This window comes from Corynebacterium sp. MSK297, from assembly GCF_030232885.1.
In the GTDB taxonomy this organism is placed as follows: domain Bacteria; phylum Actinomycetota; class Actinomycetes; order Mycobacteriales; family Mycobacteriaceae; genus Corynebacterium.
Map to the genome: position 1 here is coordinate 99,300 of NZ_JASPGD010000003.1, position 25,912 is coordinate 125,211.

General features: G+C 58.8%; 21 protein-coding genes and 1 pseudogene. 7 read left to right on the top strand and 15 right to left on the bottom strand.

The annotated features are described in order from the left end of the window. Nucleotides 1–26: 26 nt before the first annotated feature. Genes QP888_RS04100 through QP888_RS04110 form a run of 3 tightly spaced genes read right to left on the bottom strand, consistent with a single transcriptional unit; the run spans nucleotide 27 to nucleotide 5,313 of the window. A complete protein-coding gene (locus QP888_RS04100) occupies nucleotides 27–2,591 on the bottom strand; it encodes a serine/threonine protein kinase (RefSeq protein WP_284812244.1) in 2,565 nt (854 codons plus the stop codon). Continuing rightward, on the bottom strand, nucleotides 2,588–3,649 hold the full coding sequence (locus tag QP888_RS04105) for a glutamate ABC transporter substrate-binding protein (RefSeq protein WP_284812245.1): 1,062 nt from the start codon (nucleotides 3,647–3,649) through the stop codon (nucleotides 2,588–2,590). Before QP888_RS04105 ends, QP888_RS04100 begins: the two co-directional genes overlap by 4 nt. Next, the gene (locus QP888_RS04110; protein ID WP_284812246.1) at nucleotides 3,646–5,313 is read right to left on the bottom strand and encodes a GlnX family signal transduction membrane protein; all 1,668 of its coding nucleotides are present in this window, start codon (nucleotides 5,311–5,313) and stop codon (nucleotides 3,646–3,648) included. Before QP888_RS04110 ends, QP888_RS04105 begins: the two co-directional genes overlap by 4 nt. Nucleotides 5,314–5,363: 50 nt before the next feature. Here QP888_RS04110 and QP888_RS04115 point away from each other — a divergent pair, with 50 nt between their 5' ends. Continuing rightward, nucleotides 5,364–5,903 carry an NUDIX domain-containing protein gene (locus tag QP888_RS04115; RefSeq protein WP_284812247.1) on the top strand — a complete coding sequence of 180 codons (540 nt, stop codon included), beginning with the start codon at nucleotides 5,364–5,366 and terminating at the stop codon, nucleotides 5,901–5,903. Between the two features lie 74 nt (nucleotides 5,904–5,977). Here the strand turns inward: QP888_RS04115 and QP888_RS04120 are convergent, their stop codons facing one another. Genes QP888_RS04120 through QP888_RS04135 form a run of 4 tightly spaced genes read right to left on the bottom strand, consistent with a single transcriptional unit; the run spans nucleotide 5,978 to nucleotide 10,107 of the window. Beyond that, on the bottom strand, nucleotides 5,978–7,516 hold the full coding sequence (locus QP888_RS04120) for a phospholipase D-like domain-containing protein (RefSeq protein ID WP_284812248.1): 1,539 nt from the start codon (nucleotides 7,514–7,516) through the stop codon (nucleotides 5,978–5,980). Between the two features lie 3 nt (nucleotides 7,517–7,519). Beyond that, on the bottom strand, nucleotides 7,520–8,344 hold the full coding sequence (locus tag QP888_RS04125) for an exodeoxyribonuclease III (RefSeq protein ID WP_284812249.1): 825 nt from the start codon (nucleotides 8,342–8,344) through the stop codon (nucleotides 7,520–7,522). Between the two features lie 35 nt (nucleotides 8,345–8,379). Next, entirely contained in the window at nucleotides 8,380–9,483 is a 1,104-nt protein-coding gene (locus QP888_RS04130; RefSeq protein ID WP_284812250.1) for an N-acetylglutamate synthase, CG3035 family, read from the bottom strand. Nucleotides 9,484–9,489: 6 nt separating this feature from the next. After that, complete coding sequence (locus QP888_RS04135) at nucleotides 9,490–10,107, bottom strand: peptide deformylase (RefSeq protein WP_284812251.1); 618 nt, start codon at nucleotides 10,105–10,107, stop codon at nucleotides 9,490–9,492. A gap of 16 nt (nucleotides 10,108–10,123) precedes the next feature. Between QP888_RS04135 and QP888_RS04140 the strand changes: the two genes are divergently transcribed. From QP888_RS04140 to QP888_RS04150, 3 genes are read left to right on the top strand one after another with little or no spacing between them, the layout of a single operon-like run. Then, nucleotides 10,124–10,378, top strand: a complete 255-nt coding sequence (locus QP888_RS04140; RefSeq protein ID WP_502869105.1) for a DUF3263 domain-containing protein — start codon at nucleotides 10,124–10,126, stop codon at nucleotides 10,376–10,378. 10 nt (nucleotides 10,379–10,388) lie between these two features. Next, nucleotides 10,389–11,261 carry a LytR C-terminal domain-containing protein gene (locus tag QP888_RS04145; RefSeq protein WP_284812253.1) on the top strand — a complete coding sequence of 291 codons (873 nt, stop codon included), beginning with the start codon at nucleotides 10,389–10,391 and terminating at the stop codon, nucleotides 11,259–11,261. After that, entirely contained in the window at nucleotides 11,261–12,439 is a 1,179-nt protein-coding gene (locus QP888_RS04150) for a glutamate--cysteine ligase (protein WP_284812254.1), read from the top strand. Before QP888_RS04145 ends, QP888_RS04150 begins: the two co-directional genes overlap by 1 nt. Before the next feature lie 8 nt (nucleotides 12,440–12,447). Here QP888_RS04150 and QP888_RS04155 read toward each other — a convergent pair whose 3' ends face one another. The 8 genes from QP888_RS04155 to QP888_RS04190 are packed head-to-tail and all read right to left on the bottom strand — an operon-like array spanning nucleotide 12,448 to nucleotide 21,936. Beyond that, the gene (locus tag QP888_RS04155) at nucleotides 12,448–12,840 is read right to left on the bottom strand and encodes a monovalent cation/H(+) antiporter subunit G (protein ID WP_284812255.1); all 393 of its coding nucleotides are present in this window, start codon (nucleotides 12,838–12,840) and stop codon (nucleotides 12,448–12,450) included. A gap of 2 nt (nucleotides 12,841–12,842) precedes the next feature. Next, a complete protein-coding gene (locus QP888_RS04160) occupies nucleotides 12,843–13,118 on the bottom strand; it encodes a monovalent cation/H+ antiporter complex subunit F (RefSeq protein WP_284812256.1) in 276 nt (91 codons plus the stop codon). A gap of 3 nt (nucleotides 13,119–13,121) precedes the next feature. Then, entirely contained in the window at nucleotides 13,122–13,721 is a 600-nt protein-coding gene (locus tag QP888_RS04165; RefSeq protein ID WP_284812257.1) for a Na+/H+ antiporter subunit E, read from the bottom strand. Next, nucleotides 13,721–15,460 carry a Na+/H+ antiporter subunit D gene (locus tag QP888_RS04170; protein ID WP_284812258.1) on the bottom strand — a complete coding sequence of 580 codons (1,740 nt, stop codon included), beginning with the start codon at nucleotides 15,458–15,460 and terminating at the stop codon, nucleotides 13,721–13,723. The genes QP888_RS04165 and QP888_RS04170 overlap by 1 nt, the downstream gene beginning before the upstream one ends. Continuing rightward, on the bottom strand, nucleotides 15,453–15,959 hold the full coding sequence (locus QP888_RS04175) for a Na(+)/H(+) antiporter subunit C (protein WP_018120773.1): 507 nt from the start codon (nucleotides 15,957–15,959) through the stop codon (nucleotides 15,453–15,455). Before QP888_RS04175 ends, QP888_RS04170 begins: the two co-directional genes overlap by 8 nt. Then, a complete protein-coding gene (locus QP888_RS04180; RefSeq protein ID WP_284812259.1) occupies nucleotides 15,959–19,006 on the bottom strand; it encodes a Na+/H+ antiporter subunit A in 3,048 nt (1,015 codons plus the stop codon). Before QP888_RS04180 ends, QP888_RS04175 begins: the two co-directional genes overlap by 1 nt. 51 nt (nucleotides 19,007–19,057) lie before the next feature. Beyond that, nucleotides 19,058–20,455, bottom strand: coding sequence for a M20/M25/M40 family metallo-hydrolase (locus tag QP888_RS04185; protein WP_284812260.1), 1,398 nt, complete (start codon nucleotides 20,453–20,455; stop codon nucleotides 19,058–19,060). Between the two features lie 38 nt (nucleotides 20,456–20,493). Beyond that, nucleotides 20,494–21,936, bottom strand: a complete 1,443-nt coding sequence (locus tag QP888_RS04190; protein WP_284812261.1) for a M20/M25/M40 family metallo-hydrolase — start codon at nucleotides 21,934–21,936, stop codon at nucleotides 20,494–20,496. A 236-nt stretch (nucleotides 21,937–22,172) separates the two neighbouring features. Here QP888_RS04190 and groL point away from each other — a divergent pair, with 236 nt between their 5' ends. The 3 genes and pseudogenes from groL to QP888_RS04205 form a co-directional block, all read left to right on the top strand. Continuing rightward, the gene (gene groL, locus QP888_RS04195) at nucleotides 22,173–23,819 is read left to right on the top strand and encodes a chaperonin GroEL (protein WP_284812262.1); all 1,647 of its coding nucleotides are present in this window, start codon (nucleotides 22,173–22,175) and stop codon (nucleotides 23,817–23,819) included. A gap of 163 nt (nucleotides 23,820–23,982) precedes the next feature. Further along, complete coding sequence (locus QP888_RS04200) at nucleotides 23,983–24,441, top strand: hypothetical protein (RefSeq protein WP_284812263.1); 459 nt, start codon at nucleotides 23,983–23,985, stop codon at nucleotides 24,439–24,441. A gap of 561 nt (nucleotides 24,442–25,002) precedes the next feature. Next, nucleotides 25,003–25,912: pseudogene (locus QP888_RS04205) on the top strand (hypothetical protein); the annotation flags it as partial.

The window sequence follows — 25,912 nt, forward strand, 5'->3', positions numbered from 1 at the left end:
AAAACGAGGCCGTTAAAACCAAGTCGCTAAAACCAGGTTACTGGGCGGATCATATTCGCTAGGTCCACCAGTGCGTAGCGGTGCCGCGGGAACGGCGCCACCCGCGCCTGGGCTCGCAGCGTGTCGTACAAACCAGAGCGCAAGCCGTGTTGGCTAAACGTGTGATCGAAAAGCTCGTGCGGCGAGGCCGATTGCTCCAGATCCTCGGCACGCAAAAAATTCAACGCGGAGGTCAACACCGCAGTTTTGATCTGCAAATAGCGCGGCTCATTCGTCGGAATCGATTCCAAACGCCGTGCGGCACGGCGAATATACGGCTCATTCAACGGGCTAGTTAACAGCTGCAAGATCGTCGTCAAGATTGCCATTCGGTGATGCCGCGACGCCGGCGAAACCCGGTCCAGCACCCGCACGGCCAGCTCCACCTGATTCTCGGCCATAAGCTGACGTGCTAAACCGAACGCCGAGGATACCGTCGCCGGGTTGGTCTCCCAGACGATGGAATACAACCGGAGCGCATGAAAACGCAGCGCAACGGGATCTTCGGTGCGGTGTTCCCAAATTTCTGGGCGCTGCAAGAAAAACTCATTCGGGATATTCGACAACGAATCCGGGATCCCCGTGGTTGCCCGCGACAATTCCGGCGGAATCAAACTCAAATGGTTGCGGCCTTGTTCCTCCAGCAGCAATTCGTCGACCGCAGCCAAAGCCAGCTTCGGTGCGGCCTCACCGGGCAGCAAGAACATCACCGACGAAAAATGATCCTGTGCATCCCGGTAATCATCCAACAACGTCGCCGTGACCCCGGAATACCAGCGAAAACGCCAGTCTTGGGCCATGTTTTCTTCCAACGAACGCAACCATTCGCGCGCTTGGGTAGTCAGGCCCAAATCCAGCATCGCGCGTACCACGCCCAAAGGGATTTCCCGGGAACCAACGTATTCGTTAGTGTGCATCGCCTGACGTAGCGTTTCCAGGGCTTCTTGCGGCTCGCTATACGACGAGCCCGATAGCATCGAAGCACCCGGGTCGCTGCGATCAATCAGCGGCACCGGCAGGGCAGAAACGACCTCCGCGGCGGTGATATGCACGGAACGCTCAATGCCGTCGATCAACTGATCTGTGCGAAAGACCACGTGCTTGGTGCCAAACGTGGTACGTTGCGGGGAAAATAGCGAGTGCTGTGCCGGGTGCTGGATGCGGTCACGAATGGCGATGACTTCGCGCAACACCCCGTACAACTGGGTGCGCAGTTCTTCGATGGAAGAAAACCGCTGCTCCGGGTCTTCGTGCGTGGCGCGCTGCAGCAGCCGATAAAACGACAGGTAACGCCGCAAGGTAGGTTCTTCCGACGGGCCGGGCAGGCCTGGCAAATAAATGCCGTTTTCCGAAGGAAGATTGAGGGTGAGTGCCGCCAGGGTGCGGCCAATGGAATAGATATCGCTGGCGACGGACGGGCCTTTCGTGGCCACCTCCGGGGCCTGGAAACCCTTGGTGCCGTAGATATAGCCGTAAGCACCAATACCGGAGACCGCGCCCAGGTCGATGATTTTCACCTGGTCTTCGCTGATAATGATGTTATCCGGCTTCAAGTCGTTATAGACCACCCCGCGGGCGTGGAGATATTCCAGCGCAGGTAGGATTTCCAGCATATAGGCGATCGCGATATCGATGGCGACGACGTGGTTGGGCTGTGAATTCCGCCGATGCCGCAGCGAGGGGCCGCCGACGTATTCCATGACGATGAACCCACCGGGTACGCGCTCGTCGTCAATGAAATTGAAAATCTTCACGATGCCCGGGTGGGTAATATCTGCCAAGAATTCGCGCTCGGCTTCTGCTGCGGCGGTTTCCTCGGCGGATTTTTGCGATTGCATGCCCTTGAGCACCACGATGCGCCCGGAAACAAAATGATCGTTGGCCAGGTAAATCCAGCCCATGCCGCCGTGGGCGATGACCCCCAGGATCTCGTATTGCTGGGCGACGATATCCCCGGGCTCTAATTGCGGCGCCGGGATCTTTTTCTTCTCGATGGCCTCGTGCGGGTCAATGAGTGCTTCTTGCGGGTCTGTCGGTACGACGAAAGGCAGGCGCACCATCCGGTCGGCTACCGCGCGGGCGGTGCGCTGGGTGCGACGGCGTTTCCGGAAAGTGGATAATGCTTGCCGACGTGCGCGCGTGGAAGTATCTTCCAGCGGTTTTTTCTGCTGGGATTGTTGGGCCTGCTGGGCTTTTTCGTCGCGGATTTTCTGCAGGTCCTGCAACAGGGAAGCGATATTGTCTTGGTCAAGACTAACCTCCACCGATGAGGTATCGCCGTCTTCGCTCGGGCCGGGGTAGTGCGCAGCACCGGTGCCGGTGCTGGCGTCGGTGCTGGCGCCGTCAGCGAAGTCATCGTCATCATCGTCGTCTGCGAAAGGGTCGAACGGCACCGCGGATGTCGCCGGTTCTGCTTCCGGAACTGCGGTGGCTTCTGTGGCTTGAGTTCCCTGGGGTTGCTCGGCCACGGTCTTGCCTGTCCTAGGCTTGTCTGAAGTCTCGTTAGAAGCACCAGCAGAAGCCTTGTTCGAGCGATCATTGTGTTCAGTCACTGTGTCACCGTCCCTGCATCAGCGTGGTCGCCAGCATTTTCTGGCCGGTAGTTCACTGGCGGCGGGCCAGCCGTCGACAAGCGTCCGCCGAACCAGTGACGGAATAGCTCCCACCACGTGCCGTCGTCACGGATGCGCTCCAGCGTGGAATTAACCTGGCGCACCAGGCCTTCTGCCTCCGCGATGGCCTTCGCATCCGAGCTGCGCGGTGGCTTGGGCATGCCGACGCCGTAAATATCGGAGTCCACAGGCGGGCCGACGATCTCGGTGTATGGATCCTGGATTTCGAGGCCGGAAAGAATCACATCGTCGACAAGTATTGCGTCAGCCTGATTATGTTGCATCGCGTACAGGCAATCCGCCCAGGTCACGACCTTTAAAATATCAGCCTCCGGGGCATGCAGCCGTGCGAGGTTGATACCGGTGGAATTATCCGTCACACAGATGGTGCGATCTGCCAAATCCTCTAACCGGTCGACATTCGAATTCCGGTTGACCAGCAGCCGGGTATTCGTCGACAAGTACGGCGTGGAAAATTCCACTTCTTGTTGGCGCTCCGGGGTGATAGTCAGTGTGGATAATAAGAAATCAATCTTGCCGGTCTGCAGCGTGTGCACGCGGTTCTGTGATTCGACAAAGCGGAAATCGACGGCGTTGCGGTCACCAAAAATATCTTCGGCGATCTCGTGGGCTAAGTCGACTTCGAAACCGGAGAGCTGGCCGGTGGTGGGGTCGCGGAAAGACAACAGGTTTTGCGATTGTTGAATGCCGACGATGAGATAGCCGCGCTCCACGATTGTGGGGATGCGCTCGGCTGCGGTGCGGTCATCGGGTTCCAATGAGCCGCGCAGTGTTTGTTCTTTGAGTTCGACGCCGCGGCGGGTGCCGGCTTCCTCGAGATGGGCCCCGGCGGGCAGCGGGACGAGAACGCTGCTATCACGGGGGAGATCCAGCGAGCTTTTTCGGGTATCGAAATCCGGTGTGGTGCAGGCGGAAAGGCCCACTGCGAGCGCGGTGACGCTGGCAATAAGGGTCATGCGGTGGTTGGGGGCGATCATAGGTATTCCACCATCCTTGGCCGAATACCGAGCCAGATTGCCAGCACCGACAGCAACGACAACAGGCTGACGGCGGAAGCGACCAAATTCAACGCGGCCAAACTTTCGCTTAAGTACGAGCGCATGGAATCACGCGCGTTTGCGATCAACGTAGCCAACGCGGCATCGACCTTTTCGAAGGCGGCAGCTGAACTCATTATTTGGTTGGTGCCGGATCCTGCTGTGTCAGAGCCGGAGCCTGCTGCGCTAGCGTCAGCGCTGTCAGTACCAGAGCCTGCAGAATCAGAGCCTGCAGCGCCTGAGCCTTGTGCACCCATCGTGGAATCCGTCGCCAAGGCCAAGGCCTGTTCATAATTACCGGAATCTAGCGCGCGCAGCAGGTGTGCTTTGGCCTCATCCCATTCTTGCAACGCGGTGCGGGCCTCGTCGATTGATGTTTTTTCGATGGATACCTTGTCGACGGATGCCTCGTCGGCAGATGCTTCGGCGGCAGTCCGAAGTGCAGAAGAATTGCTGTAATCATCCAACGCGGCAGAAATACGCTTGTTGGTGGAAGAAAACTCTAACGACGGGTTGTAATTCGTGCGGCGCTGCACCAATGCCAAAATTTCCTCGGTGCGGGTGCGCTGGGCATCAATACGGGCCTGGGTCAGTGAATCCCATGGGGTGGAAGCCTCAGCAAAACCGCGACTGCCCAAATGCCAGGTGTACACATTCGTGCCGGACACCCACAGCAGCGCCACCACCATCATCACGGTTGCGGCGGCGAATCCGCGGTTAAAACGTCGCCTACTGATACGCCACAGCCAATACTGCGCGAGCCCCAAAAACATCAGGGCAGCGACCAGTCCGGATAACGGCACCCACTGTGGACGGGTGAGCTGATCCTGCTGCTCAGAAACATTGTTGCTGGAAAGTCGGAACAAAGAAGCCGCCGCGGGGAGGATCTCATCGCGCATCATCGCCGAGGCATTCGACATATACGCAGCACCGACGGCATTGCCAGCACGGTTATTGGTGCGCGCGGCTTCCACCAACCCGGTGTAGACCGGTAGTTGGCGTTGGATCTGCACGGCCAGTTGGCGAAGATATTCTTCGTCGTCGTCAGAATCCAGCACGGCCGAGGTGGCTTCGGCGGCGGCAGAATCAATCGCGCCTAGATACTGTTCGCGGGTGTTTTCTGGTTCCACGCCAGCCTGCACGAACCCGGTGGTAGCAATGGTATCCGCCAGCGAGAGCGACATGTATAACTTGTGCGCCGAATTGCTCATGGGTTCGGTGGAGGTCAACAAATGGTTGAGTTCAGTTTGGCGATTAGACACGGAATTGGCCATCGACAAACCCGCGGCCAGCAGCGCTGCGGTGAGCACAATCATGCCGACGACAATCTTGCCCGGGGTGGTGCCAAAAAAACCGAAAACGCGGGTGATGATTTGCGTGGAACCCGAAAATGAGGAGCGGAAAAAGCGCCGAATGAATGACATACCGGGCGCGTCGGTGGTTTCGGCTTCATCGAGCCAGTGATCTTGGGCATGCGCCGGGACGGATTCGACGCGCAGCGATGGACCAGCAGAGGAGTGGGCGGAATGTGCCGAGACCTCATCTTCTGAATCATCTACATCGACGTGGCGATCGAGGCTCGTCGCAGGCCTGTGACCGTTCATTACCTTAGACTAACGCACACTATGTGCGCTGGGCTACTAAAATGGGCGGCATGTCAGATTCACACCGGGCAAGTACTCACCGACCTAGTATTCACCGAGGCAGCGGTGACGGCTGGGCGGCCGGGCCGAACGGCAGTAAGTTGTGGGGACGCTTCGGTGCTGCCGGACTGTTTTTGCTGTCTGGCGATTCCACGGTGTTGATGCAGCTGCGTGCACCGTGGACGTCCCAAGGCGGCACCTGGGGCATTCCCGGTGGTGCACGGGATGGTCACGAAACCGCAAGCCAGGCCGCGGTGCGGGAAACTTTCGAAGAATGCGGAATCGAAGAAACCGATGTGACGGTGCTGCAGGAAATCGTGACCGCGGGCCCATTGCCAGGAGATCCGGAGCGCCCGGAGCTGGCCGGAGAGTGGACCTATACGACGGTGCTGGCGAAAACCGCCGACGGCAGCGAGTTACAGACTTTCCCGAACGCGGAATCCGATGATCTGCGCTGGGTACCGATCGACGAGCTGGAGCAGCTGGATTTGCTAGTCCCGTTTGCGGAATCCTTGCCGACGTTGCGCAACGCGCTGGCCAAACTGGGCTAAGACCCGGGCAGGATGAGACCCGGGTTAGGTGAGGCCCGGACAGGCTTAGGCCGGACAGGGTGCGACCGGGCTCGTTATTGCAGCGCAGAGGTCAGCCGCATAACGTTATCGACATAACGGCGGAAGAACCCGCGTTTTTCCCATTCTTCCAGCGTGAGCGGGCGGCTCACGGAACGGTAGGTGGCGGCAAGCTCGTTGAGAGCATCAATGAGTGACCCCGAGACCACAAACAGCGTCGACTCGTAGTTCAAACCAAAAGAACGCATATCCATATTCGACGAGCCGAGCATGCCTACCGCGTGGATGCCCTCGCAGTGATTATCCTGCGGATCCGCCAACGCGAATTTCGAGTGCAGCACGTATGGCGCAGGGAACTGGTAAATATGCACCCCGGCTTCCAGCAACGTCTGGTAGTACGACGACTGTGCGTGGTGCACCATGAACTGATCCGCACGTTCCGAAACATAGAGTTCGACGCGCACGCCACGAAATGCAGCGCTGGTCACGGCCTCCAGCAGAGATTCGTCAGGAATGAAATACGGCGAGCACAGCACCAGCCGGTTTTTCGCGTGGTGGACCACCTGGTTGAACATGCGCAGGTTTGGCTCGGAACTATAGCCCGGCCCCGACGGGATCATCTGTACGACGTTGGCATCATGGATACCTTCCGGCTGGGTAAGGGCAGCAGGCTGTGCAGGGGTATCCGACTGCGTGCTGCTGGGCTGTCTTTCCGGGTCGAGCACCTCATCGGATTCCAAGTACCAGTCGATCGCAAACACCGATTCCATCGAGGTGACGATCGGCCCGGCCAGCTCCACCATGTAATCAATCCACTGGCGCCCAGCGCGTACGTTTTTCCGGATCCGGTAGCTGCGATCAATCAGGTTCAGCGAACCCATAAAACCGACCTTGCCATCGACGACGATGATCTTTCGGTGATTACGCAGGTCGGGGCGACGAAAACGCCATTTCCACGGCTGCAGCGGCAGCATCAAATGCCAGTCGACGCCAATCGCATCCAAGCGTTTACCCAGCTTGCGGTAGCCCGGATATTTCACACTGCCGATCTGATCAAACAGCAGCCGCACCTTCACCCCGCGGGCAACGGCGTCGGCAAGCGCCTGATAAAACACATCGGTGGTCTCATCCCAGGATTGGATATAGACCTGCACGTGCACGTACTCGGTGGCGGTGTCGATGACTTCTGCCATGCGCTTGATTGCCTGGTCATAATCGGCGAGCAGGCCACGTTGATCGCCAATGACGGCTGGGAACCCTGTCAGGCGGCGATTCAAGGCGATCACGGACGCGACTTCGCGGGATTGGCCCAGGTGTGGCGGCATATCCGGCAACTGCTTCTGGGCGTCGTTGAGCTGAGCATTCGCGTTTTTATACACCTCGTGGCGGCGCCGGTTGATAAACGGTGAGCCCATAAGGAAAAACAGCGGCAGCCCCAAAAACGGGATCAGCAGAATCGCTAACAGCCAGGCCGTGGACGACGACGGGCGCCGCCCCTCCGGCACGAAGCCGACCGCCAGGATCTTGATGGTGTAATCCAGGATAAAAAACGCGGCCTGCCACCACGTTACGTCGATCGACAGCGCCGGTTCCACGATTTAGCGAACCTCGTCGAAATCACTCGCTTGGAAATCCACCACCACCGGTGCGTGATCAGAAGCACCTTTGCCGTGGCGCTCGTCGACGTCCACGAACCCAGCACGGGCCTGTTTCGCTAGTTGTGGTGATGCCAGCTGGAAGTCGATGCGCATGCCCTCGCCTTTGGCAAAGCGCATGGAGGTGTAATCCCAGTAGGTATAGCGGGCTTCGGTGAGCTCGCGGGTGATTTCCCGGGTACCGGCTTCCTCCAACATCTGGAAAGCGGCGCGCTCCGGTTCGGTGACGTGGGTGGCGCCATCGAAAACGCGCAGGTCCCACACGTCCTCGTTGCGCGGAGCAATGTTGAAATCACCGGTGAGCAGGATTTTCCTGTCGGCGTCAAGGGCAAGCTGCTCGCGGACATAATCGCGCAGTGCGTAGAGCCAAAACAGCTTGTATTCGTAGTGGCGGTCGGTAATCTCGCGGCCATTGGGCACGTACAGGGACCAGACCTCGGTGTCAGTATCGCCGATGCGGGCGCCGATCGCACGGGCCTCAATGTTTTGCGGTTCGTCGGGATCCTTGTGAAATCCCGGTTGTCCAGGGAACTCGCGGCGGATTTCGTGGAGTTCGTGACGGGAAATCAGTGCCACACCATTCCACTGGTGAAAACCGCAGTGGGCGATGTGGTAGCCGGCATCTTCGAAAGCCTGGTAGGGGAACTTGTCATCCGCACACTTGGTTTCTTGCATCGCCAACACGTCAATGTTGTGGCGCTGTAAAAAATCCAGGACACGCTCGGTGCGCGTGCGAATAGAGTTCACATTCCAGTTAGCGATCCGCATGGCGCTTTATTTTACGCGCGCAGGCGTGCCGACGCTTATTGCGGGCCAGCACCCAGCCAGGTGGCGCAGCGGTGGCGGTGATGTTCGATGAAACCCAGCTTGTGGTACAGAGAAATCGCCGGGGTATTGGTGGAAATGACCTGTAGATACGCCGAATCTGCCCCGTGGCTTGCGCCCCACGCCAGCATGTCCGCGCCTAAGCGGGTGGCTAGGCCGCGGCGTCGCCAATCTTCGGCGACCTGGACCGCGGAATAGCCGAGCCATTTTTCCCCACTTTCGGATTCTGTCAGTGTGGCGCGGGTGATCGCGACTGTCCGGCCGGTTTCTGGTTCCAGCAGGCGGGCAAAGCCCATCTCGCCAGCAATGCGTCCGGCTAGCAGTTGCAGCGCGTGTTGCGGCAGCGCGGTGCCGCGGAAGGTATATAGGTCAAACCATTCTTGGTCCGGGGCGTTGTCGACGCGGAAGATGAGCTTGTCAACATCTGGTGAGCCTGGTGAGCCTGGTGTTGGCGCGGCGGGTGCTTGGTGTGCGTCCGGCCCGGCGTCGGCAAGCGAACGGGTCATGACCAAAATCTCTGGGCCAAGATCCCACTGGCCTTCCGGGGCACTGCGCAACAGACGCTCGGCGGGAGCGCCGATACGCTCGGGGATCAGCAACCGCGGCGGCAGGTTGTGCTCGCGATAAAAAGCAAAAATCTCGGCAATCGGCACCGGCACAAAACCCGCCGAGCGCCCCAACGGCACCGCGGAATTGGAACGCTCCGTGATGCCATCACCCGCACGCATCAGCCACTGGCCATCAGAAGAAACCCGGTTGTGAATGCCCGGGAACGCCGCCGCCGTGGCCTCTTCTACCGCGCGGATCTCCGAATTGCGGATCCGGCGCGGCGAGAGGCGCTTGATCACATAGATCTCTTCGTCGGCAATGTGCACCGAAGGCTTCTCCGAGGGGAAGCCGCCGATTTCTTGTGGGCGCACCACCAGCGGATCCAGCTCCACCACGTGCCCGGTGACATCCGAATACACCGGGGCATTGCGGTTTCCCAGCACGCGACGCACGATGACGCGATCGCCGAGAGAAACCTCATCGCTGCGGAAAATCCGGGACTTCGTGCTGCGTGGAGCGTGGGGGTGGTTCATGAATGCCTACTGTTCGTCGTGGCCGAAAGGATCGCGGTCCTCGCCCGGCATCCAGGTTAGGCCCGGTGTGGTCCAACCATTGGCTTTGATGGTCTTTTTTGCGGCCCGCTTATAACGTCCGGTCAGCATGTCGGTATACAGGTAGCCATCCAGGTGGCCCACCTCATGCTGCAGGCAGCGAGCGAAAAATCCGTAGCCTTCGATGGAGATTTCCTCACCATTTTCATCCAGGCCGGTTACCCGAGCCCAATCAGCGCGACCAGTCGGGAAACCCTCGCCGGGGACGGACAAGCAACCTTCGTCGTCGCTGCCGTCGTCGGCAGGCATGGTTTTGGGAATCTCGGAAGTCTCCAGTTTCGGGTTGATCACGCAACCACGACGCATGCCCCCGTCTGGCTTATCGCTGCCGTTTGGGCCGTCGACATCTGGGCAACCGTAGACGAAAATGCGTAGCCCGACGCCAATTTGGTTGGCAGCCAGGCCGACGCCGCGGGCCGCGTCCATGGTTTCGTACATGTCTTTAATGAGCTGCTGGATCTCTGGGGTGTCCAGTGGGGTATCGACAACAGTCGTTGGGTTATGCAGCACGGGATCGCCGTGGATAACAATGGGACGTACAGTCATGCCCTACAGTTTAACTATGACCGATCACCAAACGCTCACAGACCGTGACAGGGAGCTTTTGGATTTCACCGCACGCGCGCCCAGGGCCGCCGGGGCGAAAGAAGAAGCGATTCGCGCCGAATTAGGGATGAGTCCGGTGCGCTATTACCGGCGGCTGAATATTTTATTGGATTATGCCCCTGCGATGCAGGAATACCCGTTGTTAATAAAGCGTTTGCGGCGGGTACGTAATCGGCGTGCCGTGACCAGTTCTGGGGCTACTGAAGATTAGAGTGGCTACTGTGACGAACGTAAACCAGGGTGATGAGGCTAATATGAACAATTCCGACGCGTACGACACCGGTGCTGGCGCGGGCTCTGCCGGAGGCGCTGCGGGAGCAGTTGGGGGTGCTGGTGTTGCTGGTGCTGCTGGTGCTGCTGGCTCCAAACTTCCCCTGCGCGGGCTGGCGATGGTCCTGATTTCTGTGGCCATCTTGTTAGGGCTATGGGGAATTTTTGCGCTGACCAGCTCGGATGAGACCACGGCAACAAACACCGCGAATAACGCGCAGGAATCCGCGGCCAACGGTGGTGAGGGCGCGAATGGCTCCGGCAATAAAGCTGGCGATAAAGATGGTCGCGGTGACGGCCACAACGGCGCCCCTGCCGACGGCGACCGCCGCGAAGGCGATCACGCTGATGGTGACCACGCTGATGCTGAGCATGCCGACGGTGCACACCCAGACGCCGCTGGACACAACGGCGAAGCAGGCATGGCCCGTGATGGCGCACGCCCAGAAGGCGCACCCGCGCCGGGTGAGCGTCGACAAGGCGCTGGTGGTGCCGGAGCAGGCTCGGGCGCTGGGGGCCAACAAACTTTCGACGTCACCGTGCTGAATAACTCCACCGTGTCAGGCCTGGCACACCGGGTGACCGAATCCCTGGAACGCGAAGGCCAAAAAACCCGCGAATCCGGCAACCTGCCCGGCGGCGAAAAGGTGCTGCGCGAAAACACCGTGTTCTTTCCAGCCGGCAATGCTGCCGCAGAACAACGCGCCCGCGAACTTGCCGAGCGCGTCGGCGGCGTCGCCCGCGAAAACATGGATTACCTACCACGCGAAGCTACCGATAATAATGGTTTGACCATGGTTCTTATCGGAGAGGTCTCTATCTAATGGCGAATACGCCTGCAGCGGGCACGGAAGTATTCAAACGCTCGCCACAACCCACCGTCGGCATCGAGTGGGAAGTTGCGCTGATCAACCCAGAAACTTGGGATCTGGCGCACCAGGCCGAAGCCGTAATCACAACAGCGCAGCAGATTCAGCCGGATATTCACCTGGAAAAAGAATTCCTGCAAAACACCATTGAGCTTGTCACCGGCATTTGCGATACCATCCCGCAGGCCGTGGCCGAGCTCGACCGGGATCTTTCCGTCATCCGCCAGGCCGCCGAGCACCACGGGCTGGTGCTGTGGGCATCGGGCGGCCACCCGTTTTCGGATTTCCGCACCAACCCCGTCAGCGCAAAGATGACCTACGCCGAGATCATCGAGCGCACCCAGTACTGGGGCAGCCAAATGCTGATCTGGGGCACACATGTGCACGTCGGCATCCGACACGAAGACCGCGTGTGGCCGATCATCAACGCCATGATGACGAAGTTCCCGCACCTGCTGGCGCTATCCGCATCCTCGCCGGGCTGGGATGGCATCGATACTGGCTACGCCTCCAACCGCACCATGCTGTACCAACAGCTGCCGACGGCGGGCCTGCCACCGGCGATTAACACCTGGGAAGAATGGCAAGGTTATATGCGCGACCAGGCGGCATCCGGGGTGATCAGCCATACCGGTTCGATGCACCTGGATATCCGCCCGGCCTCCAAATGGGGCACGATTGAAGTGCGGGTTTCTGATGCCTCGTCGAACCTGCGCGAGTTGTCCGCGGTGGCTGCGCTCACGCATTGTTTGGTGGTCTACTACGACCGGATGCTGGATGAGCAGCTTGCCGACACCGACACCAATAACCAGCTGCCCAGCCTGCAGCCGTGGCATATCGCGGAAAATAAATGGCGCGCCGCCCGCTATGGGCTGGACGCGCTGGTCATTACCTCGCGTGATACTCACGAACGCTGGGTCAAAGACGAACTCGCGGATTTGGTAAAAGAACTCGCCCCGATCGCACAGGAACTCGGCTGCGCTGACGAACTGCAGCTGGTGGCAGAAATCGTCGACAAGGGCGCCGGGTACCAACGCCAGCGGCAGCGCTTCGCGCAAGCTGGGGGAGACTGGAAAAAGGTTGTGGCTGCCACCGCAGAAGAGATGACTACCTGGCAGCCGTTGGAAAACTAGGTTGCCCGTTAATTTTTGCGGGGGTCTTTTTTGCGCAGCGTGCGCTTGGCTGGGCGGTCGTTACGCGACATCGCAGAATCTGGCGCGTACAATCCTTCACGACGCCCAATGCGGCCCAGGCGCTGCGCGGTCACAGGGCTGGTCAGCAGTGCGAAAATCACCAGCAAGAACAGCACTCCGATATCGGATTGCCACCCGTTGTTGTAGTCCGCGACCACCAGGTGGATTCCGGCGCCGATGATGCACATGATCAGCCCGGCGGTCTGCGGTTTGGTCACCGCGTGCACGCGCGACATCGTATCGCCGAAGCGTGCTACTCCGATGGCAGCGGAAAAGACGAAAATTGCGCCCATCGTCACCAGCACCAGCGAGACGATATCGGCAAGCAAAGCCCAATTCATGGTTAACTCACATCCCTTTTGCGGAAACGCGTGACGGCAACGGTGGAAATAAACGCCAGCATCGCGATGACCATCATGGCGTAGACCACGGTGGAATTTTTCGTCCACGCGATATACGTGGCGCCTGCGCATTGCATCATCGCGACCATGCCATCCAGACCAATGAGCCGGTCCAGCGAATTCGGCCCGACGATAATGCGCCACACCGTGATTGCCAAGGCCGCGCTGATCAGTAATGCGGGGATGATCAGTAGCGTGGTATACAACTCTGGATCCATGGGCTAGGTCCTTTCGAAGATCTCGATCATCCGGGCTTCGAGGATTGCGACGCGTTCGAGTTCTTGCTCGATGCGCTCGTCGTTATCCGCGTCGAGCAGGTGAATCGTCAGGGTGCGGTTGGCAATATCAATATCCGTGACCGCGCCGCCAGGCTGCAGGTTGTACAGCGTGATTGCCAGGACCAAAATGAATTCGTTGGATACCCGCATCGGGGCGGTGACGATTGCGGTTTTCGGCAGCTGTTTCGGGCGCAGCGCCAAATATGCTACGTGCAGTGAGGCTCTGAGCAGTTCGACAACGAATACCACCAAAAACCATGCCAGTTTGTGCCAGGAGACGTGCAGGCCAGTAACGGGCATCGCAGGCAGTGGTAGGAGGTAGACCACGAGCGTGCCGACGAATAACCCAGCGGCGATATTGCCCCAGCTAATCTCGCCGACCAGGATGATCCACATGATCATCAGCCAGGTGATAAACCATGGGCGGAAGCGGTTACGCAGGCCCTTAGGCACACGTTTTCTTAAATGCGCTTCGCGGGCTCGGCTTTTCTGCGATTCATCGCGGGCCCGGTTCTCCTTCGAGTCCTGTGTCTGGGTTCTCATTAGGCATCGCCTCCCTTGACGGATGTACGGGACTCTGTTGTGCGGGACCCTGTGTGTTTTTCAGACTCTTCCCGACGATCCTCGCCGTCGTCGAGCCGCTCGAGTTCCAGGTTGCGCGTCGGCTCGCTCGGATCGGTGCCTAATACCGCGGTGCGGTAAATGTTGACGTCCTGGGTGGAATTGGCTGCACGGTCGGTGATGCTGGCGATAGGCCCAGCCACGACGCTGATGGCGGTGGATGCGAGCACCAGCATCGCGGTCGCTGCGATCATGCCGAATGGTGTGCGCCCGACGGATTCCCGCTCGGAAAACTCCACTTCCTGGGTGATATCCGCTAAAGGGGCGGGCCGGGCGATGGCCATGTTGCCTTCCGGGGCGTCTTTCCGGTCGCGGAGGAAGCCCTTGGACCAGACCATGATCATCACGTAAAGCGTCAGCAGGGAGGTCACCACGGCACCGCCGATCAGTACCCAGGACATCCAAGTATTGGCTTCGGCGCCAGCATGGAAGAGCATGACTTTGCCCATGAAGCCGGAAAACGGCGGGATGCCGCCCAGGTTGAGCGCCGGGATGATGTACAGCACGGCGATAATCGGTGCGGTATACATCAGCGATCCCAACCGGCGCAGCGACGATGTGCCCGCATGGCGCTCGATCAGGCCGACGACCAGGAACAACGCGGTTTGCACCAAAATGTGGTGCACCATGTAGAAGATTGCACCGGATAGGCCTTGCGAGCTGCCTAGGCCGATACCGAAGATCATAAAACCGATGTGTGAGACCAGTGTGAACGACAGCAAACGTTTGATATCGTTTTGCGCCATCGCGCCCAAGATACCGATGAGCATCGTGGCTAGGGCGACGAGCATCAGTAGCGAATCCAAGCTGCCGTCGGTGAACACGGTGGTGCGCATGCGGATGATGGCGTAGACACCAACCTTGGTCAACAGGCCCGCGAACACGGCAGTGACCAGCGATGGGGCGGTGGGATAGGCGTCGGGAAGCCAGGAATCCAGCGGGAAAACCGCGGCTTTAATACCGAAGGCGACCAGCAACACGCCGAAAATAGCGGCCTGCGTGCCACCCGGAATATCTTCCATGCGCTGGCCAATCTGGGCCAGGTTCACCGTACCGACGGCCGCGTAGGTTACGGCAATGCCGAACAAGAACACCATGGAGCTGGCCATCGAAACCATCACATAACCCACACCGGCACGAACACGCGATGGGGAAGCACCCAGCGTCATCAAGACATACGAGGCCACCAGGAAGATTTCGAAGCCGACGTACAGGTTGAACAAGTCACCTGCCAGGAATGACAGGTTCACGCCCATCGTCAGCAGCATGTACGACGGCAGAAAAACCGCGACGGGCTCATCTTTCGTGTCATCACGGATGCCCTGCGCGATGGCGAACCACATCACCGCAAACAAAATGATGGAGCTGACGAACAGCATCATCGTCGACAAGCGGTCAGCGACCAGAGTGATGCCCAGTGGGGCGTCCCAACCGCCGATCTGCAGGGTTTGGATGCCTTCGCCGTCGACGACGATGAGCATGGTGGCCGAGAGCACCGCGAGTGCCAACAGGGTGAAAAACACGAAGGCACGCCGTACGTTGAGCATGCGTGGGAACAACAGACACCCGGCCGCTGCAAGCGCGGGAAGGATCACCGGCAGCGGGATCAAAAAAGGCATGTATGGCAGTACTGCCTCGGTGAGGGGTTCTAGTCTAGTCATCGGCGCCTTCCGTTCCTTTGGCGTCTTCGACGGGCTTTTCAAACGACTCTGGGCCGAAGCGGTCGCCTTCTTCGGTGGCGCGCCCGGTCTTCGGGTCGTCGGAGGCGTCGTGGTCTGGGCCGGCGGCAGCGTTGATCGGCCGGGCGGCAATTGCTGCGTCCTCGTGGTCGTCTTCGACGACGTCGGCAGAACGGTAGCGGTACTGGCGGTAAGCCAAGGAAAGCAAGAATGCCGTCAGCGCCATGGCGATCACGATCGCAGTCAAGATCATGGCTTGGGCCAGAGGATCAGCTTCCCGGTCCGGATAGAGCGAGGATTCACTGCCGGTAATCGGTGGTGATCCGGCGGGGCCGCCAGCTTGCAGAATCAACAGATTGGCGGCGTTGCCGATCAGCAGCAAACCAAGCACGATTTTCGTGACCGCGCGGTCGAGCATCAGATAGACCCCGGCGGCGAGCATCACCCCGGAGGCGAGTAGCAGAAACAGGTTTGCTTCCATTAGCTACGGCTCCTTTCTCCGGTTGCTCCCGAGGTGGTTGCTCCCGAGGTGGCGGCTGCCTGTTGTTGTGTGCGTGTGGCAGCCTTCTGCTCGTTTTTGCGCTGTTCGTTTCTGCGTTGCTCGTTTTTGCGCTTGAGGTTCTTCGCCCGGTCACGTGCACGCTGCTTGCGCTCTTCTTCTTCCAGATCCAGTTGCGTGCCCAGGGAGGTGAGCACGTACATCGTCATGCCAATCACGATCAGGTACACCGCAGCGTCGAAAATCAATGCCGACGGCAAGGAGACCGCACCGATGACAGGGATGTCCACCGACGCGTAGTACGACGTCAGTGGCGGATCGCCGAAGGCCATCGGTACCAGGGCCGAGCCGGTAGAAAGCAGCAGGCCGATGAAGAACAAGCGTGCGGGATCGACGGGCAGGGTTTCTTCCAATTCGGCGCGACCACCGGCGACATACCGCAAGGAAAGAGCCAGGGCAGCGACCAAGCCGCCAGCGAAGCCACCGCCTGGGGCGTTGTGGCCGGCGAAGAAGAAATACACCGATAGTGCCATCATTGACGGGAACAGCACGCGCGTGGCCACATCGACCATGATCGAGCGGTTTGCTGCACGTTCCGTTTCTACTTGGGCGGCCAGCCAGCGGCGCGACACCGCAGTGAGGATCGGCCGACGGGAGTGCCGGACAAACGAGTTGGTGCGGAAGACCAGCGAGGCCACACCGAGTGAGGCGATGATCAGCACGATGGTTTCGCCCATCGTGTCCCAGGCGCGGAAGTCCACCAGGATCACATTCACGGTGTTCAAACCGTGCGAGATTTGTTCTGCCAGTGCTGGCATGGGCTCGGAAATCAATGGCGCCGTGCGCGCGTTCATGGCGAATAACGCGACGGTGACCACGGAAAATGCCACTGCGATAGACAGCCAGGCGCGGAAACGGTTGAACTGCGGGCTGCCACGCCATTCCACATTGGTCGGCATTTTTCGCAGCACCAACATGAAAATGATCATCAGCACGGTTTCCACCAGCACCTGGGTCAAAGCCAGATCAGGTGCGCCATACATGGCAAAAATAAACGCCAAGAAATAACCGGTGACACCGACCAAGATCACCGCCGACAGACGGTTGTGCATGACGGTTGCGGCGATCGCGGCAGCAATGATCGCTACCGCGGCCGCGGCTTGCCACGGTGATTCACCCAGGTTAAGCCGGATATTCGTCCGGTCGCCCAACAGCAGTGCCACCAGAGGCAACACGGTGAGGACGACGAAAATGACACCCAGGTTGTACTGCAATGAACCGCGCTGGGTTGAGGCAGTCAAACGCAGCGAAATCCGACGCAGTTGGTTCAGAATGGCGTAGTAGGCGTCGTTGGCGTTACCCAGTGCAGGATATTCGAAATAGGCCTTTGCCAGGGCGTGACGCTGCCAGTGGAAAAGACCACCAACGACCAGAATGCCCGCTGAAATTGCCAATGGCACAGTCCAGCCGTGCCACAGTGCCAGATCCGTCGCGTGCGTGGTTGCGCCGCTGTGACCCGCGCCAGTCAGGTGCGCGTACTCGGAATCGAGGTGTTGGTTAATGGCATTGGAGATGATGATCGGGCGCAGACCGAAGAAGATGGTCAACCCGACCAGTACTGCCGGTGGGCCCCAGAGCAGCACCGTGATTGGTTTCATCTGGGTGACTTCGTGGCATATGCCGCCGCCAGTGGGGTGGGTGGGTTTCTTACGTGCAAACGCACCATAAATCACCCGGATGGAATAAGCGACGGTGAACACGGAGCCGATGACGATGAACACCAGCATTAATTGCCGTGGGGTGCCTACCAGAAGGTCTTCATGCAGGACAGCCTCCAGGGCTGCTTCCTTGGCGACGAATCCGAGCATCGGGATCACACCAGCCATCGAGGCCGCTGCCAGAATAGCGATGACTGCTAACAGCGGTTGCTTGCGGCCCAAACCGGAGAGATCGAAAATATCGCGGGTGCCGGTGGAATGATCGATCGCGCCGACGACCATAAACAGCGTCGCTTTAAACAGTGAGTGCGCGACGGTCAGTGCCAGACCTGCCAGCATGGCTTCGCGCGAACCGATGGCCACGACTGAGGTGATAAAACCGAGTTGGGAGACGGTGCCGTAGGCCAGAATCAGCTTCAGGTCGCGCTGCTTCAGTGCCATCCAACCGCCCAGCAGCATGGTGAACAATGCCAGTGGAATGATCAAGGCGTGCCAGCTGGGCACCTGCGCAAAATCCGGTGCTAGGCGGGCAACCAGGTAAATGCCGGCTTTCACCATCGCAGCGGAGTGCAGGTATGCCGAGACCGGAGTCGGGGCAGCCATGGCGCCAGGCAACCAGAAGTGGAAGGGGGCAATGGCGGATTTTGACAGCGCACCGACGATGACCAGCACGATGGAAACACCGATATACGGCACCTCGTTGAGTTCTGCCGTGGCCGCGAAAGCGCTGAGTTCCGAGAACCGCCACGTGCCGGTGGTTTGCCCCAGCAATACGATGCCCACCAGCATCGTCAGGCCGCCGAGCACGGTGACCATCAAAGCCTGGCCCGCGGCACGTCGGGAAGAAGCCCGCTCGCCGTAGTAGGAAACCAGCAGGAAAGATAGGATCGAGGTGGCTTCCCAGAAAATGTAGAGCAGCAGGAAGTTATCCGAGGCGACCAGCCCCATCATGACGGTGGCGAAGGCCATCATTTGGCCTGCGAACATGGCCAGGCGTCGCGTCGTGGAAGTAAAATACCCCCAGCAATACAGCATCACCAGTGCACCCACCCCGGTGATGATCAGCCCAAACAATGCGGATAAAGCATCGATGCGCAAATCGATATACAGCTGAATTTCCGGGACCCAGGCCACGGAATATTCCAGTGTGCCCTCGTCAGTGAAAGTGCCGTTGACGAAATGCTGCAGCAACCAGAAAAAACCCACCGCGGGAACCACGGCGAGTAGGGCAAAGGCCGGGCGGCCCAACCAGCGGATCAGAAGCGGCGCCAGGATTGAGGCGCAGGCTAGGGAACCTAGCAGGATGAGCACAATTATTCCGCCTCCCGTTTATTGCGCGCGGCTTAAAGACTTTTTCATAGTCTAGCGGAAATGGAGACGCGTCAACAGCAGAGCTTCTGCCAGTGCCAAGCGTGCAATTTCTTCCGGATCAACAGATTCATTACTCGAATGTATGGACGAAGCTGATTCGGCTACCCCGTACAAGCCAAATTCGGCAGCAGGGAATTTCTCAGCTAATTTCACCGTCAGCGGGATGGATCCTCCAGTGCCGATCAGCTCGGTCTCATGCTCATAGGCTTCTGCTATGCAGTCGCTGAGCAGGCCAAACAGGGCGCCGGAGGTATCAGCAGAAAACGACGGATTGGCAGAGGTGATATCGACGTCGATGTGCGCACCCCAGCTGATATTCGCGCGCAAATGTTCGGCAACTTTTTCTGCCGCGCTTGCCGTATCAACTCCCGGTGGTACCCGCAGGTTCAGCTGAGCCGAGGCGGTGGCTGGAACGGCGTTGATAGCTTCTTCTACCGGGGTGGAACTAAAACCAGTAATGGTGACGGCCGGGCGGGCCCACACCAGATCAGCCATTTCGTCGTCACCAGCGCCCAGCATGTCGACGCCATCAAGCAGGCCTGCGGCTTCTCGTGCTTCCTCGTCTTCGGCGGGGTAGGGGCTGCCTTCCCAGTTGCGGTGCTGCCCCAAACCGTCGACCGCAACTTGCCCGTCGTCATCATGCAGCGTGGCTAGCACCCGCACCAGCGCGGCGACTGCATCCGGGGCCGCGCCGCCGAATTGTCCGGAATGCACCGGGGCTTCCAGAGTGCTCACTGTGACGGTCAACTGCCCGCCGCCGCGCAGGCTGGTGGTCAGCGTCGGCAAGCCCGCCTGACCAGAAGCAGTATCGGCGATGCAGATCAGGTCGGCGTCGAAAAGCTCCGGGCGCTCGTCGACAAGATCGTGTAAACCCTGCCCGCCGCGTTCCTCTGAACCCTCACAAACCAGGATGATGCCCGCATCACAACCGCCGGTGGCATCGACCGCGCGGATGGCGGCCAAGTGCATCAACACATTGCCCTTGCAGTCCGCTGACCCGCGTGCGTACCACCGCCCCTCGCGCTCGGTGAGGATAAACGGATCCGTTTCCCACTCATCTGGGGTGGAAATATCGACGACGTCGTGGTGGCAATACAACAGCACCGTGGGGGCGTTGTTCTTGGCCGCGCGCCTGCCGATGACCGCCGGGGAGCCATCGCTGGTGGTGATGATCTCGGTGGTCAAGCCGCGTTCCACCATAAGGTCGCGGATCATCGCGGCCGATCGATCCATGTCCTTGGCGTGATCGTTGTTGAGCGCTAGCGATGGGATGGCGCACAGTTGTGCGAGGTCGCCGAAGATGCGTTGGCGCTGGCCGCCGATGTGGTGGCGCAGGGCGTGGGCGAGGTGGCCGTGATTCGGGTTGGACGGATCGTGATAACTGGACACGGTGTTAATCCTTGGGTTTTTTATGAGTTGCGCGCTTGCTACGAGTTACGTGCTTGCTCGCTCAGGCGAGTGATAAACAGCGCTTCAGTGGTGGCCAGACGGATGATTTCTTCTGGATCCACGGATTCATCCGGCGAGTGGATCGTGGTTTGTGGCTCGCACAGTCCGTAGACGGCGATATCGGCATCCGGGTTGGCCTCGGCCAAAGCGGTGGTCAGCGGGATGGACGCGCCGTTGCCGGTGTTGCGGACGTCTTTTCCGAAAGCAGTGGCCATGGCGGATTCGAAGGTTTCGAAGGCGGCGGAATCCGTGCTGGTGGAAAACGGGCTGAAGACATCTTCTGCCGTGACCTTGATATGGGCGTCGAAAGGCACCGCATCGCGGATCTGCTGGGCGGCAGCCTCGACGACGTCCTGGGTATCCAGGTGGAATGGCACGCGCAGGTTCACCACGGCTTCGGCGTGGTGGGTGACAGCATTAACGACGTCTGAGGTGGGGCGCGAGCTGAATGCCGTCACCGTTGCGGCAGGTCGGGCCCACAGCTGGGCAGCAATGTCCTCGTCGGTGCCTGTGCCATGCAGCCCGACGCCGTCGAGCACACCGGCATCAGAACGGAAAGTAGCTGCATCATAGCTAGCGCCATCCCAATGCCACTTCGCATCGTCGGTTGGTTCGAAACCACGGATGACGGTGTGGCCGTTGTCGTCGAAAAGCGAGTTCAGCGCGCGCAGCAGCGCCAGGGTGGCATCCGGGGCGACGCCGCCGAACAGGCCGGAGTGCACGGGTGCGCGCAGCGTGTCGACGGACACCTTCAGCTGGGCACCGCCGCGCAGGGCAGTGGTGATGGTTGGGGTGCCCGCGGCGACGTTGCCGCCATCGGCGATCAGCATGACGTCTGCCTGGAATAGCTCTGGACGCTGTTTTATCAGTGTGTCCAAGCCTTCGCCGCCTTGTTCTTCCGAGCCTTCGACCAGCACGCGCAGGTTGATGCCCAGGTTGTGTAGGCCGATGATGTCATCGACCGCGCGCAGGCCGGCCAGGTGCATCGCCAGCGAACCCTTGCAGTCTGCGGCACCGCGGGCATACCAACGGCCGTCGCGCTCGGTGAGGGTGAACGGATCTGCAGTCCATTCGGCTGGATCACCGGCCAAGACGACGTCGTAATGCGAATACAGCAGAACCGTCGGTGCGCCCTCGATCTTTGGCGTGGACGCCAAGTACGTCGTGGAACCGTCGGCGGTGGTAATGGCGCTGACTTCGAGCCCGGCGTCGGCAAGCGCGGCATCCACCCAGTTACCAGCGTTGGTGTGCTCCTCTTTCAGCTCCGGGTTCTCGGGTAGGTACACAGAATTAAACGCAATGATTTCGGATAACTGCGCAAAGATTTCTTCGCGCTGGCCGCGGATGTGCTCCTGCAGGGCGGCTTCGGTGCTGTTGCCGGTGCTGTTGGTGGTGTTGCTGGTAGTACTCGTGCTATTCATGACCGCCAACCTAGCAGGAATCGGTTGGGGAAACGCCGGGTACAACCTTGCACTCACAGGGGCCGAGTGCCAGAATGGTTGCTAGCACTTCCAGTAGTGGAGTGCTAAACCACTACAAAAAGACCTATCACGCAGGTGAGAATGGTGCGCACTCACGCCATTCGTGCCGTCGCGGGCGCCTGGCGTGATCATTACCGTGAGTGTTGTCCTTCACCAATAAAAGGAGCACATAACACATGGCAAAGCAGATCGCTTTCGACGAAGAAGCACGCCGTGGCCTCGAGCGCGGCCTGAATACGCTGGCAGACGCCGTCAAGGTCACCCTGGGACCAAAGGGACGCAACGTTGTTTTGGAAAAGTCCTGGGGCGCGCCGACGATCACCAACGACGGTGTGTCGATCGCTCGCGAAATTGAGCTGGATGAGGCTTACGAAAAGATCGGCGCTGAGCTGGTTAAGGAAGTAGCCAAGAAGACTGACGACGTCGCCGGTGACGGCACCACCACCGCTACCGTGCTGGCACAAGCACTGGTGCGGGAAGGTCTGCGTAACGTCGCCGCTGGTTCCAACCCAATGGGCATCAAGCGCGGCATTGAGACCGCTACCAAGGCGGTTGTGGAGCGTCTGCTGGATTCCGCCAAGGAAGTAGAAACCCAGGAGCAGATCGCTACTACCGCAGGTATTTCCGCAGCGGACCCTGCCATCGGTGAAAAGATCGCCGAAGCCATGTACACCGTGGGCAATGGCCAGGTGAACAAGGATTCCGTTATTACTGTCGAAGAATCCAACACTTTTGGTGTGGACCTCGAAGTCACCGAAGGTATGCGCTTTGACAAGGGCTATATCTCCGGTTACTTCGCCACCGACGTTGAGCGCGGCGAAGCTGTGCTGGAAGACCCATATATCCTGCTGGTTTCCGGCAAGATCTCGAATATCAAGGAATTGGTTGGTCTGCTGGAAAAGGTCATGCAGTCCAACAAACCATTGCTGATCATCGCGGAGGACGTCGAGGGCGAAGCCCTGTCCACGCTGGTCGTGAACAAGATCCGCGGCACGTTCAAGTCTGTGGCCGTCAAGGCTCCAGGCTTTGGTGACCGTCGCAAGGCAACCCTGCAGGACATGGCGATCCTGACCGGCGGCCAGGTTATCTCTGAAGAGGTGGGCCTGTCCCTGGAGACCGCCGACATCGCGCAGCTGGGTACCGCACGCAAGGTTGTCGTGACCAAGGACGAGACCACCATCGTTCAGGGCGCTGGCGAGCAGGCGCAGATCGACGGCCGCATCAAGCAGATCCGTGCGGAAATCGAGAACTCCGATTCCGATTATGACCGCGAGAAGCTGCAGGAGCGTCTGGCGAAGCTGTCCGGCGGTGTTGCCGTGCTGAAGGTTGGTGCTGCTACCGAGGTTGAGCTTAAGGAGCGCAAGCACCGCATCGAGGACGCCGTGCGTAACGCGAAGGCTGCTGTCGACGAGGGAATCGTCGCTGGTGGTGGCGTTGCCCTGCTGCAGGCAGCCTCTGCATTGGATGCGCTGGACCTGACTGGTGACGAGGCCATCGGCGTCAAGATCGTCCGCGAGGCTTTGTCTGCTCCGCTGAAGCAGATCGCGTACAACTCTGGCCTGGAACCTGGCGTTGTAGCAGATAAGGTCTCCCGCCTGAACCCAGGTGAGGGTCTGAACGCTGCTACCGGCGAGTACGTCGACCTGATGGCTGCTGGTATCAACGATCCAGTAAAGGTCACCCGTTCTGCTCTGCAGAACGCTGCATCTATTGCAGCGCTGTTCCTGACCACCGAGGCTGTGGTTGCGGACAAGCCAGAACCAGCTGGTGCTGACGCTGCTGCGGGCGCTGACCCAATGGGTGGCATGGGCGGAATGATGTAGCCCGCTACCGCATTATGTGCGTGAAGGTGTTGGTGTGCGAAAGCACGGACCAACACCTTTTTCAATAAGCGGGCTAGTTGGCACGTTATTGATAATAAGGTATCCTCGCCTACGGTCGGAAGACTTAAGGAAAATTCAGTGCGCACTAAGGAGGCTTAAGAGAGTGGCAAATAAAACTACGAAAATGTTTGCACTGCAACTGGTAACAGCTCTTGGAATCGCCGGTATGGGAAACTCCCTGGTAAACGAGGCATCCGCAGTAGACCTGCGCGCGCTAAGTTCCAGCGTGGAGGACATCGTCAATCCTGGGCAAGAAGAGGATCTTAGCGCCGACGAAGTTGTCGACGCTGCGGAAGAACAAGATCTCAACGCCGATGAAATTGTCGACGCTGCGGAAGAAAATGATGTCAGCCCCGAAGAACTTGCTGAGGCCGTGCAAGAGATGGTGGCGGAAAAGAATTCTAATGCGGGGTATGACTTCATGTCCGTCAACATTGAGGATAAGCGCGCAAATATCGTGTTGAATCCAAACACCTACAAGGCGGATGTGAACGCTGAGGCTTATAAAGCGGTGGTTGACTACCTGAGGTCGAACGGCTACCTAGTTTCCGTGGTTCTATAAAACTTCATGCAATTTGGCCCTGTGCAGGTTGTAGGGGAAGCCTCAGGTAGAGGAAGCCTCGGGTAGGCAGCGAAAGAATTGAATAAGGCTAACTCAGGATGGGCAGCGTGAGGTCTCTGAGCTTTCCCTTGCTGGCTGAACTCTCTTTGACTGCCTGCAACTCAAGGAATGACGAAGATCATAATATTCCTGGAGACCGACGGGACATCATGCACAGGCTGCTTATATCGGGGTGTCGGCTGGTAAAAGGGCAGGTTATCCTACGGAGATTAACAGGAGCTGCATAGCCGACGGCCGGTAGAGAATCGGGATAAGTTTTCAATAAGTCGCTCGGATCGCGCCATGGCTGCGAAACGTTACAGAAATAGTTGAAAAAGATTCAACTAATCCGTTAAGTTAACAATGAATAAGGAACAAGACCCAGGTCAGCTTAAGTCGTGTTCGTTGTTCACAAGGCACAATCGAGGTTTTGGGCGGTGTAAAACGGCTAAAAACGTTGACATTGCGCCCTGACAACTGAGGGAAGATTATTAAGAGCTTCTAACGTTCGAAGAGGTAAGAATGAGTAAAATAAGAGAGATATCTCGAGAGGGGCGGACAGTCATAACCGCAGTGATCGCTGCACTTGCGGTTATTTTCACGATGATTGTCGTCCCCTCGGGTAAGGCTGATGCAGCGCAGCCGACAGACTTCCAGCCGAACTACGAACTGGGTGGGGAACCTACAAAGACCAGCCATGGTACCCCATGGGGGTCTTTGACCTGGGCAGGACCTTACAACGAGGAATTTGGATTCGATCCTGCCATCTCACAAGGCAACGCCAACAACACTGCAGGGTGGGCTTGGTGTATTGACCCAATGAAGAAGTATCCTTCGAGTGGAAATATCTTGTATTCGAAGGACAACGCTGTGAAACTCGATATTCACCCAGAATATCGAGATGCGGTAATTCGTCTGGCTAAAAAATGGCAAGAAGCCATTAAAAATGGGGATAAAAATGCCGCCGCAACATATGTCGTCTACATGATTGCCTTCGTGGGTGTAGATCAACAACAGCGCAATGTTGCTGCTTTAACGATCAATGGGCAAAACCCAGGCTTTGAGAATCCTTATCATGATCAAAACTTCCCTGCCTTCAAAGGTTCCGAGCAGGAATTCACCGAGCTAACCGGATTCGAGATTGAGAGCACCCAGAATCCTGGACCTCCAGAGCCTGGGCCTGGCGCCGGTGGTCCTCGCTTCAAGAAGGTCGCAGAGATTCCTGCGCAGCCGAGTGAAGACTTCATCACCATGGTTCCACCGAGTGGCGGCCAACACCAAAGTTACCAGCGCGTACTTCCTCCGGACCAGCCTGGATTGTCTGAGGAGGAGAAGCAGCCTGAGAAGAATCCGTCGATTTCGACGAATGCTGATTTCGCTGATGGTGCTACGCAGGTTGTTGCTGGTGCCACGGTTGTCGATACTGTCGATT